Here is a 14,902-nt window from a genome sequence, read left to right on the forward strand (position 1 = left end):
AAAATTAGCATAACACCTGTTTTGATTCTGTCAAGAATTACCGTTTTCTGGATAATGATAACCTTTTAAAGCTTAAAACGATCAGTAATGTAAACAAACTTATGATCAAAGCTTCTTCTAAATAAGGTTCTTGATAATAAATTTTGACTGTGTTTGTTCCTTTTTTTAAACTTGCAGCTATAAAATATTGATCAACTATTTTTTTCTTTTGTTTTATACCATTTATCTTTAAATGCCATCCAGGACTATCAGGTATCGTCGTCATTAAAACCTGCCCTTTATGATCGGCATTGATTCTGCCGCTAAAGTTGGTTTGCGACCAGGAAAATGATTTTAATCGATTCTTTTTGACGATATCAGAAATTTGCTTCATTTTTTGGTGGCTTATCGAATATAATTGCAGATTCGATACAAACAAACTGGTCTTTCTCAAATGAATAGAAATCTCCTTTTTTGTTCCGCGTTCATGGTTTGCAACGTTCAAAGCCACGACATCTCTTTGGTCAGGAGATTGGGGGATGACTTGTCCATTTATCGTTATCCATACATTTTCTTGGTTGAATGAAGATGGGATCGTTAAATAATAAGAATCGTTATTGTTCGGCGTAAAAGTTATATTTATCGCTGCATCCCTTTGACCATCTATCTTTTCTGCGGTAAATCCTTCAAATTGTCCATTCTGTTTAATGTTCAAGGTGTTTATATAAAATGGCAAAGAGGGTTCGATCAAGCTGCTTTCATCACTGATATTTTCTAGTAAATTTGCGCTGGTCATAATTGGATTTTGCGGATAAATACGACTATCAAAAACTTTGTTGTCCGCAAGAAAAGCAATCGGCAGTGCATATGGATTTTCGTAAGTTTGTGTGTCGACTCTTTTCCTTATCAGCTTATAATCGCTGAGATCCGGCCTATAAGAATCAGCCATTCGCTTAGGAGATCCGGCTTCATTGCTGCCCGCAGGTGAAGGAGCGACGAAATATTTCATCGCAAACAGCGAATCCGTCATGATCGTTCCGTAGGAATAGGCAGTGTAATAATCACCGGCTGCTTGGCCAAAGGACCCAAAAAGATTAGGTGTAGCTTTGTCAACTGTTGAAGAAAAGTGCATCCCGCCGGCAAATCCGTTGGCAAAAGGGTCTCCTCTAGTTCGGGAAAAAGTTTGTCCGATACGATAAAAACTTTTTTTTGGCAGAAAATCAGTTGAATTTTCCAAGGATTTGACCGTCCTCCGATACTCATCTTGGGTTAAATAACTGAAATTATTGGTCGCGATGAATAAATTGGCAGCAGTACTTACCAAAACGATCATAAAAAATGAAAAAATCGTTTTTCCGCTATTCGAATTTTTATAGATCATGTAAACCGATAAACTGGCGATCGATAAAACAATAAAGAGGATTATTTGCGGCAAGCTTATAAAACTTGTTTTTTTATCGAGGAATAATCCCGAAAAGCTGATGATTATCATTAAGATCGTTGATAAAGAAAGAACGGTCAATGCATGTTTTTGACTATTTTTCAAACCGATCGCCGCTAAAAGTATGATAAAAAAGCAAAGAATAAAACTATACCTGTACGGGTACCAAACCGGGTACTGCATCATATGGAATAAGATGTTTAGCGGCTGCCAAGTGAAGCTTAATAAATAAATTGCGATTATTAAAATAGCTGATATTTTTGAAATTATTTTTTCTTTTTTGCTGCAGATAAAAGCAAAAACACCGATCACCATTAAGAAGGGAATGAAAAAATTTGCTTGACCTGTTTTCATTTGGTCGAAATCAAATGATCCGGGGATCAATTTCAACAAAAGGTCGACTGAATTCGCTGCAAAAGACCAGTCGATCGATCTCACAGTGTCTTGACCTTTTCCATTCAGTAATTGAAATGCCGTTGGTATAAGGACAAAAGCAGAGATCAAGACTGATAATGCAAGGCTGGCCAGGAATTTAAAATATTCTATCAGTTTTTTTGTCCATTTTTTTTCATTAGTTCTGGCTAGATACCAAAAGGCAAAGAGCGGTAAAAACAGTCCTATCATATAAGCTATATAAAAGTTATCAATGATCGAAAGAGAAAAAAGCGGTATCAGAGCCTTATATTTTTTCTCGTCGAAACACTGTGTTAATGCATATATGATCAAGGGCAGCAATATTATCTGGTCTTGCCAAAGCAAATTTACCTGGTTTGCGATCATCCAGCCGTTCAATGCATAAGAGGTTGAAAAGATCAGTGCCGTTTTTTTGCCGGCAAAATTCTTTTTGACTAAAAGCAGCTGCATGCTCAGACCGGCCAAACCAAATCTTAATGCTGTGACAAATAGGATCGCAGCTGTGAGATCGGTTTGTTTAAAAAATAGAAAAATCAAGTTCAAGGGGCTTAAAAGATAGTAAGCCCATTCCGAAAACATTTCTCCGCCAAAATTTTTGGAAAAACTATAAAAAAGCTGTGCCGGGTCTCGTGTAATCGTTTGCTTAAATCCGGCAAACATATCTATATATTGTTGGCCAAGATCAACAGTCAGTATCGAATTATGGCCGAAAGGGAACATGCCTCTATAAATGTAATAAAAGATTACAATAGAAAAAGGTATCACAAGAGAGAGGACGTAGCTGTTTGAAATTATCCGAACGATTTTTTTTTGCATTAGCTGTCTATAAATCTACATTACGATGATACAATAAATAAATAGTTATTATTTTTGATTGAATAAAAAGTGCGTAGAGAACCTGAATTACAAAATTTCGAAAAAAATGATCCGCAAAGGGAAAATGGATCGATCATTCCGACAAGGCTGAATATCCTATTAGGAGCAGCTGCTTTTTTGCTTGCTCTTCTTGTTTTTAAATTAGCAACCTTGACCATCGTTTCCGGCAACAATTATCTCGCGATGGTCAATCGAACTGATGCCACCATTGAGACAACAGTAGCCCCTAGAGGCCAAATATATGATTCTCAAGGACGTTTAATGGTTGCTAACCGTTCGATACCTTCGGTAAGTTTTCAACGCTTACCTGAAATTTCTAGCCGTGATATTTATTCAACGGCCAACCGGCTTGCTAAATATTTGACTCTTGATACTTCTTTTCTTACACCACGGCAGCGTTTTGATTACTATCTCGCTAATGAAAAAAATAGCGAAGCTGTACAAGAAAGGCTGCATTTAACAAAAAAACAGCAAGCATCGCTTTCCGGAAGCGAATATTATAGACGGCAAGTTGATTATCTGGAGAAGCATCAACCAAATTTTTCTTCAGAAGAGCTTAATCGTGCAGCAATATATACGCGAATGATCCAAACACCAAATCTTTCGACCGGTACGATCAAATCTAGTAAAGTCACTGATCAAGAAATTTCTTCGATCGGTATTCGTTTGGATCAGTTTCCGGGAATAAGAATCAATCAAGGCTGGGTCAGGGATTACCCTCAAGGCGACCAAGTCCGTTCGCTCATCGGCTCTCTTTCTGGTTCAGGAGCTGGATTGCCGGAGTCTTCTCTGCGTCAATATTTGGCACAAGGATACGCCCGTGATGATACAGTCGGTGTTTCTGGTCTTGAACAGCAATATGAATCTGCTCTTCGCGGTGTTAATCGAAAAACGCGCATCACGACTGATTCCCATAACCGTATCGTTAAAAGCACAGTCATTCAACCTGGTCAGCCCGGCAGCAATCTGCAATTGACTATCAACGCCCAGTTTCAGAAAGATGTTTCTAATATAGTCAGAGACAATTTATCTAAGACCGGGTTATCGACCGGCGGCTATGCAGCAGTTATAAATCCATATACTGGCGGTGTTTATGCAATGGCTGGGTGGGATCGTAATAATCAAAATGGCCAATTGACGCAAAATGATTTAGCACCGATCCAAGATCCGATCGTTATGGGGTCTGCTATTAAGCCGGCAATGGTTTCGATGGCGCTTCAAGACGGGATCATAACGCCTGATGATTCAGTCCAGGATGACCAAATAATTCGTTTGGCCGGAAGCCCGAGCATCCATTCTTATTTCAATCCAAACGGCAATCGCATTCCATTGAATGCACAAGAAGCTTTGGAGAATTCTTCTAACACTTATATGGTCCAGCTTGCCTTGAAAATGAACGGTACACCATACTCTGAGGGGATGGGTGTTCCTGTAAGTTCTACCATTTGGAATCGGATGAGGAATGGTTTTGCGCAGTTTGGTCTTGGAATGAGGACCGGTGTAGATCTTCCTGGAGAAACACCTGGTTATCGCGGTTCTACAAGCGGTGAAAGGCGTACTTCCTTTATAAATGAGTCATTTGGGCAGTATGATACTTATTCAGTTATTCAAATGGCCAGGTTTGCCGGCACGATAGCTAATGGTGGCTATCTTATCAAGCCACGCTTAGTCGCTTCGGTTTTAAAAAGCGGTCAAAACGGTATTGCAAGTTCCGTTGTGGGATCTTTTTCACCGACCATTCAAGGACAAGTTAAAATGAGTGATGATCAGTGGAATGTTATAAAACAAGGTATGTGGAACGTAGCAAACGGCAGCAGTCCTTACAATACCGGCGGTCGTGCTCTTCATGAATTAAATCCAAAAGTTGCGGCTAAAACGGGAACTGCCGAAGTTTTCACTAACGGGCAAAGTACACAAAACGATACCTTGATCATGTATTCACCGGTTGCACCTTTTGCATTAGCAGTCGCTTATCCAGGCGATACCGTTGGAACTTATGGAAACGTTGAAAAAGCTGCAGCAGCAATCTACAACGCTTTTTGGAAAGATGTTATGCCGAGGCCTTGATATATGACTAAAAGATTAACACCAGTAGGAAGATTGATTTACGGGTTGGCGATCGGTGACACACTCGGCAACTTAAGCAAACGCAATGCTAATTTGGCTATTAAGCCTGACTTTGATTTTAAAGATGCTGATTTCACCTTTGCATGGACGCCGACAACTGGGCTCACCCTGGCTGTTTTTAATGCTGTTTCGTTGGGTTTTTCTAAGGCAAATGTGATGCATAATTTTGCCGAATGGTGGAGAAATGGGCAGTATTCGATGAACGATTCTATTCAATCTGAGCGGTTTGAAACTGAGATCCAGTCAATAATTAATTTCGAGTTGACCCGCGATCTTGATTCGATCGGAACGACTGATCCAACTCGAAATGATGAAAATGTTCTGATAAGAGCTCTGCCGGTTGCATTTTATGAAATAGCTCGTTTCGGTTCAGGATACGTTAATAACGAAAGAGCGATGGATGCGATTCACGATCTCGTTTCTCTAACGCACAATTATACTTCGGCGATGATGGGTGCCGGAACCATTTCATTTTTGATTTCTCAAATAATAGCAAAAGAAAGCCTTCATCAGGCCCTAGAAAATTCGATCGCGATCACTTATGAATATTATTTTAGGAGAGCTATATTTCAGCAGGACTTAGTTAATTTTTCTCGTTTGAATATGCCTAACATCTCAGCCTTGGACCCCAAAGATTTGATCCACGACGGCAGTGTAATACATACTTTGGAAAATGTTTATTGGGTTTTATCCAGCACTGACAGCGTTACAGACGCCGTTAAGTTAGCGATCAAAATTTTTTCTAAGCAGCGGCAGACGGTTATTTCTTTGATTTACGCGATTTATGCTTTGATAGATCGCAATAATATCGATGAGAGGCTGATACAACAAATAGATAAAAAATCAGTAACGAATCTTGTTCTGATATTAGCTAATAGATCCAATAAATTTCACCTTAGGCAATAATTTTTGATTAAAAAAAGACCCTTTTCAAGAACAGAGCTGTAATTATTCAGCTTCGATCTTGAGGATCTTTTTTATTTTGCTTGTATAAGTACCGGAATCACTATTGGACGCCGAGCTGTTTTTTTGTATAAGTAATGGCCGATTTCGTCAATAACAGCTTTTCTGATCATTCCTTCATTTGCGTTAGGAGCGAGCATTGCTTTTCTTATCGTTGCAAAAGCAACTCTTCGTCCTTCATTTATTAAATCACCAGATTCTCTCATGTAAACGAACCCCCGGCTCAGCAAATCAGGGCCTGAGAGAATTTCTTTTTCTTGCATATTTATAGTAGCAGTGATAATAACTAAACCATCTTGCGAAAGCTTTGTTCTTTCGTGAAGTACAGCATCACCAACGTCGCCAATGCCTCCTCCGTCAACATAAGTGTCTTCAGCGGAAAAATGACCAGCTGGATGAGCGTGATCTTCATCTAAAGCAAGAACATCACCATTATCCATAATAAATATGTGATCTTCTGGTATTCCGGTAGAAATAGCCAAGCCTTCATGAGTTTTGAGCATGCGGTATTCGCCGTGAATCGGCATAAAAAACTTGGGCTTCATCAATTCCAACATTAGTTTTTGTTCTTCTTGACCACCATGACCAGATGTATGGATGTTGTTTAACGGTCCGTATATAACATGCGCACCGCCTTCTTCTAATTCATTTATGACTTTATTTACGGAAGCAGTGTTTCCTGGAATCGGGTTAGAGGAGAAGACCACTGTATCGCCAGGCTGCAAGTGGATCTGTTTGTGTGTTCCATTGGCTATTCTTGCCAGGGCAGCCATTGGTTCTCCTTGAGAACCAGTTGATAATATCAGTGTTTCATCTGCTGGTGTATTTTTCAAATCGCTTGGTTCCAGCAAATATTCATCGGGGATTTCAAGATAGCCCAGTTCGCGGCCATTATTTACTGCAGTTTCCATTGAACGGCCAAATACTGCAATTTTACGGCCATGCTTTATGGCTGCGTCCATCGCCATTTTTACTCGGCTTAAGTTTGAAGCGAAAGTGGCAAAAATTATCCGGCCTTTCGTTACTCTTCTAAAAATCCTTTCAACTGATTTTTGGACCCAAGCCTCAGATTTTGTAAATTGCGGTCTTTCGGCATTGGTTGAATCAGACATAAGCAATAGAACACCTTCACGGCCGATCTTCGCCATTTTTTGTATGTCGGGAAACTGTTTAGTTACTGGCGTTAAATCAAATTTAAAATCACCGGTCTCTACGATAGTTCCAACTGGAGTATGGACAGCAACTCCAACTGTATCAGGGATCGAGTGAGTCGTTTGGAAAAATTCGACTTGGAATTTGCCTAGATCTATTTTTGAATCTGGTGTGATCTCATGCAGTTCGCTTTTTTTTAAAAGATTATGTTCTTCTAATTTCCCCTTAATGAGTGCCATTGCAAACGGTGGGGCATAGACTGGTACGTTTACGGCCCTTAAAAAATAAGAGATGGCACCAATATGATCTTCATGACCGTGGGTGATCACAAGTGCTTTGACTTTATCGACATTTTTTACTAAATAAGTGTAGTCTGGAATGACGTAATCGACACCAAGCAGATCATCTTCTGGGAACATTATCCCGGCATCGATAACAACGATCTCATCTTGATATTGAATGGCATAAGTATTTTTTCCGATCTCACCTAAGCCGCCGAGAGCCATTACCCCTACTTCATTTTCTTTGATATCAACTTCATGCGCAAAGGGGTTTGCGCTTTGACTAATTTCTTGCATATGAAAATCCTTTTTTTAAAATTTGTCCACGATTAGTTCGAAAAAACGAACTAGCAGCTATCGAACAGTATAGCAAAAAAAGTTGTCTGGCGGTAACATTAAGTAGTGGAAAAAGATTCAAAGATTAAATCTATTACTGTTTTTATGGGTGCTGAATTTGGCAATGAAGATCTTTTTTCTCAGCGGGCTTCCGACTTGGGAAAATACATTGCCGATAATGGCTACCAAATGATATATGGCGGCGGCAGGACCGGTCTGATGGGCGTCGTTGCACGATCAGTTATGGAAAACGGCGGTAAAGTTTTAGGTGTTACTCCCAAAAATTTAGCTGAGGCTTCGATCGACCCCTCTGAGATCACTGAGCTTATATCGACTCCCGACATGAATGTTAGAAAACAGATCATGATCGATCGCGCTGATGCCTTTATAGCATTGCCGGGAGGCTTTGGCACTTTGGAAGAAATCGCTCAAACGATCAGCTGGGCGAAAATCGATTTACACGAAAAACCTTTAGCCTTGTTTGATATCGACGGTTTCTATGATACTTTATGGGATTGGTTGTGCGAATCGGTTCACAAGGGTTTTGTTCCTCCGGCAGATATGCGTTATGTTTACCGGGCTCAATCTATAGAAGATATTTTTGAATACTTTCATAAGTTTGAATTTCCGTCTGAGTTTCAAAATCCTGAAAATTTTGTTTAAGCAATGATAGAATATTAAAGATAGGAGTTATTTATAAAGACATGGCAATTGATACATCGAGTTTTAAAAATGGTTTGACGATCGAGTATAACAACGCGATTTGGAGAATTATCGAATTCCAGCATGTCAAACCTGGTAAAGGCGGTGCTTTTGTGCGCTCTAAGCTTAAAAATTTGCGTACTGGAGCGGTTAATGAAGTTACTTTTAGAGCTGGCGAAAGAATGGAGCTGGCTGAAATAACGACTAGACCGATGCAATATTTGTACCAAAATGGGGATAACTATGTCTTTATGGACACAGAGACATATGACCAGGTCGAGATCCCTGGTAATAAGATCCAAGATGCCCTTAAGTTCATGTTAGAGAATATGAATGTTAAAGTAACGTCTTATAAGGATGAGATCCTTGAAGTTGAATTGCCCGCAACGGTAGAGTTGACTGTTCAAGATACTCAGCCTTCGATCAAAGGAGCAACCGTCAACGGCGGCGGAAAACCAGCGACTTTAGAGACTGGTTTGGTCGTTACAGTGCCTGATTTTATCAACGTTGGCGATAAATTGGTCATTAATACTGCTGATGGCGGTTCTTATAAGGAGCGAGCTTAATGAGTAAACCTCAAAATCCAAGATACGTTGTTTTAAGCGGAACTAAACTTAACGGTGAAACGAAGATATCTTCAGCAACTTTAGAAGTTATAGCATCGATCGCAGCAAAAGAGGTCGATGGAGTAGTTGATTTGCAAGCACAAACTAAAGAACGTTTCAGTGGATTTTTCTTTTCAAAAAGATTCAAACAGACCAAGGGTGTCGTACTCAGGCAAAACGATGAAGGACAGCCTGTTTTTACTATCTACGCCATTCTTTCTTATGGAGTGAATATTCCAAAAACTGCGCTCGCTATTCAAAATGCCGTTCGTTCAGCTATTTCTGCAGCAACTGATCTGCAGGTCGCTGATGTTGATTTGGTCGTTTCAGGGTTGATAAATGCCGATCATAATGATTCTAATATTGATCCGAACAATCTTTTTGATGAAAAAGCCAAAAAATAATTAATAAAATATACACATAAATTAAAGGAAAATAGCTAGAATCGTGAGTTTAACCCGTCAACAAGTTAGAGAGCGTGCCTTTCAAGCTTTATTTGCTGTTGAAATAAATAGTGAGCAAGATCGGAACCTTTTGAGAATAACGTTATTTGAGCATAATGCCGTAGATGATTATTACAATCAATTAGTCGAAGGTGTTTTTGCTGTACATAAGGAATTAGATGAAGAATATACTTCTTTTTTGAAGGATGATTGGAGCATCGAACGGATACCGAAAACCTCGATCATTGCTTTAAGAATCGGTATTTACGAAATTAAAAAACGTATCGACATCCCCAATAAAGTTGCCGTGGATCAAGCAACTATCTTGGCGGAAACTTTCGGAGACAGCAGCGATGGACGTTTTGTTAATGGCGTTCTTGCAAATTTCATAGATTGATTTTAGAGGAATTAAAATAATGGCAGGTGATTTTAAAACAGATAGTTATTTGACCGTCGGCACACTTAATAGCTATCTTTCTGCTAAGTTCTCACACGATCCTTATTTGGACAAGGTTTATATCACCGGCGAAATATTTGGTTTCAAGATCTCCGGTTCATCGGCTTATTTTGAATTAAGAGACGAAGACCAATCTTCGATTCGAGCCTATATTCCTCCTTATGTTTTGCGAAGTATTTCTTACCCATACAAAAGCGGAGATAAGGTCAATGTTTGCGCAAAAGTTAGGCTCTATCAAAAAAGAGCTTATGTGTCTGCGGATATTTTTTCTATCGAATTGGCTGGATTGGGTAAATTATTTGCAGAATTAAAAAAACTTGAAAATAAATTATCTAGGGAAGGTATCTTCAGCCGACCGCCAAAACAACTCAACTTTTTCCCGCGAAAAATAGCTGTTGTTACTTCCAAAACCGGAGCAGTCATTCAAGACATTAGGTCCACCATTGGCCATCGCAACCCTCTTTTGACTATTTCTTTATTTGAGTCTCAGGTGCAAGGCGATCATGCTGTTCCTGATTTGATAAAAGCTTTGAAGGAGGCTGATTCTTCTGATAGCGACGCGATCATCATAGCGCGCGGCGGCGGTTCTATGCTCGATTTATGGCCGTTTAATAGTGAGGAATTGGTTAGGACTATTTTTTCTTTAAAAAAACCGGTCATTAGTTCTGTCGGCCATCAAACCGACGTCACGTTGACTGATCTGGTTGCTGATTATCGAGTTGAAACACCAACTGCAGCAGCTAACAAGGTCACACCTTCGATCGATGATTATAAAAATGTACTTTTGCAGCTCGAAACATCGCTGCAGCAAAGTATTCAAGGCATTTTCCAAGACAGACTCGTTCGGTATCGGTTTCTAGCCCAGAGACCTTCTTTGAGATCTTTTGACCAAGTTCTTTCTAACAAAAAACAGCAGCTTGAAAATGTTGAATTAAGGTTGTTTTCTTCTTTTAGAAATATTTTTCAAACTTACAGCAGGGAATTTTCGATCACAAGCGGACGGCTGGACTCTTTAAGTCCCTTGAAAGTATTGGCACGCGGTTTTTCTCTTACTTATAAAGATGATCTTCTCGTTAAAAACAGCAGCCAATTAAAGCAAGGTGATAAAGTTGAGATTAGGTTCGCTTCCGGCAAAGCAAAAGCAGAAATCAAGGAGACAGATCATGACTGAAAAATTTGATTTTGAAAAAAATATGAAAGATCTAAAGGCGATCGTGTCCTCACTTGAAGATGGCAACCAGCCTATTGATAAATCTTTGAACGACTTTAAAAACGGTGTCGAAATATCAACTAAATTAAAAAAATATTTAGATGATGCGCAAAAACAGATCGATGAAAATTTAAGTCGTTTGAATTTGGATTCACAAAGAAAGGGCGATCAGGAAGACCAATGAATTTTGATCAATTTTCAAAAGAATATTTACCAAAAATAAATAAACATTTAAATGACTATTTTGCCGGTCAAGATGATGATATTTTCAGGATCATGAATTATTCGCTGAATTCGACCGGTAAAAGGCTGCGTCCTTTATTGACTTTGGCAGTATTGTCATCTGCTTTCAAAACGATCGATAAACCGCAAATAGAAGCTGCCGCTGCTGTTGAATTCGTGCATGCCTATTCTTTGGTTCATGATGATCTGCCTGAGATGGATAATGACGACCGTCGACGCGGGCAAGCAAGTGTGTGGAAACGATTTGGCGTTGGGAATGCAGTCTTAGCCGGCGATGGTCTTTTGACGGAAGCCTTTAAAAAACTTTCTGATCTGCTTTTACCAGAAGATATGAAAATAAAATTGATTTATAATTTATCGCTGGCAGCGGGACCCTTTAATATGGTTCGAGGCCAGCAGCTTGATTTATTCGGCAGGCAAAAAATAGAATCAGTCAAAGACCTTGAACTGGTTCATTTGATGAAGACTGGTGCTTTAATGACTTATGCAGCTACTGCTGGTGGAATTTTAGCTGATCTATCGGTAGATAAGATCCGTCAACTTAATATTTTTGGAGCAAATCTTGGAATCGCTTTTCAGATAAGAGATGATCTTGATGATATTCAACAAGATAAGCGAGAAAGAAAAGAAAGTTTTCCAATTATGATCGGTATTGACGATAGTAAAAAAGAGTTGGAAGAGCATAAAAAAATCGCCATCGATGCACTGAACAAAATCGATGATTTCCAGAAAAAAATTTTATTAGATTTGGTAGAGAAAATATGATAGATTTTCCGATCCGCTTGGATCTTTATTTGGTCAAAAAAGGTTCTTTTCCTAGCCGGACTAAAGCTGAAAAAGCGATCAAAGCTGGTCTTGTAAGTGATAAAAAAGGTGTCGTTTATAAACATCCTGCCTATCTAGTTAAAAGTGAAAGTTCTTTTATGATCAAAGATGATCGGGAAAAGTTCGCGTCTAGAGCAGCTTTAAAATTAAAGGAAGCTGCCGAAGTTTTTTCTTTTTCTTTTAAAAATGGAACAGTTATTGATGTTGGCGCTTCAACTGGCGGCTTCACCGATTATTCGTTAAAGCAAGGAGCTGATAAAGTTTATGCAGTAGATGTCGGCCATGATCAGCTGATAGACCGCATAAAAAAAGATGCACGAGTCAAAAATTACGAAGGATATAATTTTCGTTACGCTGACCCGAATGATTTTTTGGACCCAAAACCGAATATTGCTGTCGTTGATGTATCTTTTATATCTTTGGAATTAATTTTACCGGCACTGTTTCGAGTTTTATCAGAAGATGGTCAAGCGATTCTTTTATTTAAACCGCAGTTCGAAGTTGGTCGTCACAATATCGGCAATAGAGGTATCGTTCACAAATGGAAAGCTGTTTGGATCGCTTATCAACGGTTTTCAAAACTTGCTTCGGAAATTGGTTTTCATATTTATGGTTTTACTGAATCTCCAATCAAGGGTGCCGGCGGAAACAGAGAATTTTTGGTTTATTTAAGTAAAAATATTTTAAAAAGAGAAGCTCATTTGCCAACTTCGATCGCTGCTTATATTGAAAAAAGTTATCGAAGATAATTTTAAAAAATGTTGAAAATTTCGTACAATTTTTACAGATGCTGAATAATTTATCAATTAAAGATTTTGCTATTATTCAAAAAAGCGACATTAATTTTTCTGATCATTTAACTGTCATGACTGGCGAAACAGGTGCCGGCAAATCAATGGTGATCGATGCTTTGTCTTTGCTTATCGGCGGCCGTTCTTCTGTATCTATGATACGAAAGGGGACGCAAAAAGCCGTTGTTCAAGGGATGTTTGACTTCCCTAATTTTGATTTGAGCGAGTTTGGAATAGAGGATGATCAGCAGCTGGTCATCAGGCGCGAAATAAATCGTAAAGGCAAGAACTTGATATCTGTCAATGGGATTATTTTTACTTTGAAGCAGTTATCATCTTTGGGAAATAAATTGGTCAAGATTTCGGCACAATTCGATAATCGAAATCTTTTTGATCCAAGGTCGCAAGCAGAACTGCTCGATCGTTTTGGCGATATTTCGTTTCAAAAAAGATTGCAAGATTATCGAGACAAGTTTGCGCGTTATTCTGTTTTACGGAAAAAAATATTTGATTTAGATGAAAAAAATAAGCAGCAAAAAAAGCAGATAGATTTTTTGCGGTTTGAATATCAGGATCTATCGGCCTTAAAGCTGAAAAAGGGTGAATTAGATGCCCTGGACCAAGAAGAACGATCCATAAAAAATTTCGAAAAAAAATATAAGCTTCTGAGTCAGCTGATATCTGATTTGGATGGTAATGAGAAGGAAAGCGTTATTTCTTTGTTGGAGGATGGCAGCCGCCAACTGAATGATTTGACCGATTTTGATAATGATTATCAAAAAGATTCTGATCGATTGGCGTCGAATTTGTTGGATTTAAAGGAATTAGCACGCGACTTTCGAGACAAAATGGCAAAAATGAGCTTTGACACTGATCAAGCTGAACACATTTCCGATCGGATAAGTCAAATAAAGGCAGCTGAGCGAAAATATCATCGTGTTGGGGATGAACTTTTTGATTATTATCAGTCTTTAAAAAAACAGATCGATCAAATAGAGAATTTTGATCAAAATCAACAAAAATTACGAGATGATTTTGAATCGTACAGGCATGAATTGATCGATCTGGCAACAAAAATGCATCAACAAAGACAAAAAATAGCCGGCAAGCTGAAAAAAATGATCGAAAATAATTTACAGGATCTATTACTGCCGGATGTTCGTTTGACGATCAGAATCACACAAACTAAAAAACTTTCTTCGACCGGATTCGATCAAATAGAATTTTGGCTTCAAACTAATCCCGGTGAAGCTTTTTTGCCTTTGAATGAAATAGCTTCAGGAGGGGAAGTCTCGAGGATACTTTTGGCTCTAATAAATGTTTTTTCAAAGACTTTATCGATTCCAACACTTGTTTTCGATGAGATCGATACCGGTGTTTCTGGGCGGGCTGCTGTCGCCGTTGCTAAGAAAATGAGCTCTATTTCATCTGAACGGCAAGTTATTTCTATTTCCCATTTGCCGCAAGTCGCCGCTTGGGCAGATCACCAGCTTCAGATAGAAAAAAAGGTCGAGCATGGCAGGACCTTTACTTTTGTTCACCCGTTAAATGAAGAACAGCGTGTTTTATCGATCGCTAATATGATTTCCGGAGAAAAGATAACTAAAGAAGCTAAGGCCGGTGCTCGAGAGATGCTTAAACAAAAAACAGGCACTTCTTAAATAAATAAAGAACTGCCTGTTGTATGAAATGATCAATCGATCAAATGAATAAATCTTATTTTAGCCGGATCTATTTTTTTAAGATCATTTTTATTTTGTAAAAAAAGATATCCTTTGGAACTCTGAAGCAATTTTCCCTCTAAATTTGCAACTCTATCTGAGTCTTCTTCAACATTGAACTGTATTTTCACCTTGCTGTCAAAGCTCAAAGCCAGATTTAATCTGTCGATTATCAGATCTGCATTCAGCTGCGGCTCTTTTTTAAGAGGGATGATTTTTTTTGATTTTTTTAGCAATATTTTGAGAAATCCAAAGTTGATTATTCGGTTGTCAAATATAGCTTTTTGCATTTGCTTTCCTTTCAACAAATATAAATATACGAACACTTGTTCGAAA

At 38.7% G+C, this 14,902-nt stretch carries 14 protein-coding genes; 11 read left to right on the forward strand and 3 right to left on the reverse strand.

Going from position 1 to position 14,902, the window contains the following annotated elements:
- Positions 1-37: 37 nt before the first annotated feature.
- Complete coding sequence (locus tag ACKP2L_RS03325; RefSeq protein WP_439425957.1) at positions 38-2,554, reverse strand: YfhO family protein; 2,517 nt, start codon at positions 2,552-2,554, stop codon at positions 38-40.
- 165 nt (positions 2,555-2,719) lie between these two features.
- Between ACKP2L_RS03325 and ACKP2L_RS03330 the strand changes: the two genes are divergently transcribed.
- Together ACKP2L_RS03330 and ACKP2L_RS03335 are read left to right on the forward strand one after the other, a co-directional pair.
- Positions 2,720-4,777, forward strand: a complete 2,058-nt coding sequence (locus ACKP2L_RS03330; protein ID WP_439425958.1) for a penicillin-binding transpeptidase domain-containing protein — start codon at positions 2,720-2,722, stop codon at positions 4,775-4,777.
- Positions 4,778-4,780: 3 nt separating this feature from the next.
- Complete coding sequence (locus ACKP2L_RS03335) at positions 4,781-5,743, forward strand: ADP-ribosylglycohydrolase family protein (protein WP_439425959.1); 963 nt, start codon at positions 4,781-4,783, stop codon at positions 5,741-5,743.
- Between the two features lie 71 nt (positions 5,744-5,814).
- On the opposite strand, the gene rnjA is transcribed toward ACKP2L_RS03335, so the two are convergent.
- Positions 5,815-7,530, reverse strand: a complete 1,716-nt coding sequence (rnjA, locus tag ACKP2L_RS03340; RefSeq protein ID WP_439425960.1) for a ribonuclease J1 — start codon at positions 7,528-7,530, stop codon at positions 5,815-5,817.
- Positions 7,531-7,674: 144 nt separating this feature from the next.
- Here rnjA and ACKP2L_RS03345 point away from each other — a divergent pair, with 144 nt between their 5' ends.
- From ACKP2L_RS03345 to recN, 9 genes are read left to right on the forward strand one after another with little or no spacing between them, the layout of a single operon-like run.
- Positions 7,675-8,232, forward strand: a complete 558-nt coding sequence (locus ACKP2L_RS03345; protein WP_439426193.1) for a TIGR00730 family Rossman fold protein — start codon at positions 7,675-7,677, stop codon at positions 8,230-8,232.
- A 41-nt stretch (positions 8,233-8,273) separates the two neighbouring features.
- The gene (gene efp, locus ACKP2L_RS03350; protein ID WP_439425961.1) at positions 8,274-8,837 is read left to right on the forward strand and encodes an elongation factor P; all 564 of its coding nucleotides are present in this window, start codon (positions 8,274-8,276) and stop codon (positions 8,835-8,837) included.
- Entirely contained in the window at positions 8,837-9,280 is a 444-nt protein-coding gene (locus tag ACKP2L_RS03355) for an Asp23/Gls24 family envelope stress response protein (protein ID WP_439425962.1), read from the forward strand. The genes efp and ACKP2L_RS03355 overlap by 1 nt, the downstream gene beginning before the upstream one ends.
- Positions 9,281-9,323: 43 nt before the next feature.
- A complete protein-coding gene (gene nusB / locus ACKP2L_RS03360) occupies positions 9,324-9,716 on the forward strand; it encodes a transcription antitermination factor NusB (RefSeq protein WP_439425963.1) in 393 nt (130 codons plus the stop codon).
- A 19-nt stretch (positions 9,717-9,735) separates the two neighbouring features.
- A complete protein-coding gene (gene xseA, locus ACKP2L_RS03365) occupies positions 9,736-10,947 on the forward strand; it encodes an exodeoxyribonuclease VII large subunit (RefSeq protein ID WP_439425964.1) in 1,212 nt (403 codons plus the stop codon).
- Positions 10,940-11,170 carry an exodeoxyribonuclease VII small subunit gene (xseB, locus tag ACKP2L_RS03370; protein WP_439425965.1) on the forward strand — a complete coding sequence of 77 codons (231 nt, stop codon included), beginning with the start codon at positions 10,940-10,942 and terminating at the stop codon, positions 11,168-11,170. The genes xseA and xseB overlap by 8 nt, the downstream gene beginning before the upstream one ends.
- Positions 11,167-11,994 carry a polyprenyl synthetase family protein gene (locus ACKP2L_RS03375; protein ID WP_439425966.1) on the forward strand — a complete coding sequence of 276 codons (828 nt, stop codon included), beginning with the start codon at positions 11,167-11,169 and terminating at the stop codon, positions 11,992-11,994. Before xseB ends, ACKP2L_RS03375 begins: the two co-directional genes overlap by 4 nt.
- On the forward strand, positions 11,991-12,803 hold the full coding sequence (locus tag ACKP2L_RS03380) for a TlyA family RNA methyltransferase (protein ID WP_439425967.1): 813 nt from the start codon (positions 11,991-11,993) through the stop codon (positions 12,801-12,803). The genes ACKP2L_RS03375 and ACKP2L_RS03380 overlap by 4 nt, the downstream gene beginning before the upstream one ends.
- A 38-nt stretch (positions 12,804-12,841) precedes the next feature.
- Positions 12,842-14,506 carry a DNA repair protein RecN gene (gene recN, locus ACKP2L_RS03385; RefSeq protein WP_439425968.1) on the forward strand — a complete coding sequence of 555 codons (1,665 nt, stop codon included), beginning with the start codon at positions 12,842-12,844 and terminating at the stop codon, positions 14,504-14,506.
- Positions 14,507-14,538: 32 nt separating this feature from the next.
- On the opposite strand, the gene ACKP2L_RS03390 is transcribed toward recN, so the two are convergent.
- A complete protein-coding gene (locus ACKP2L_RS03390) occupies positions 14,539-14,856 on the reverse strand; it encodes a hypothetical protein (RefSeq protein ID WP_439425969.1) in 318 nt (105 codons plus the stop codon).
- Between the last annotated feature and the right edge of the window lie 46 nt (positions 14,857-14,902).

Origin of the sequence: Oenococcus alcoholitolerans (assembly GCF_051852995.1) — a bacterium.
Taxonomy (GTDB): Bacteria; Bacillota; Bacilli; order Lactobacillales; family Lactobacillaceae; genus Oenococcus; species Oenococcus alcoholitolerans.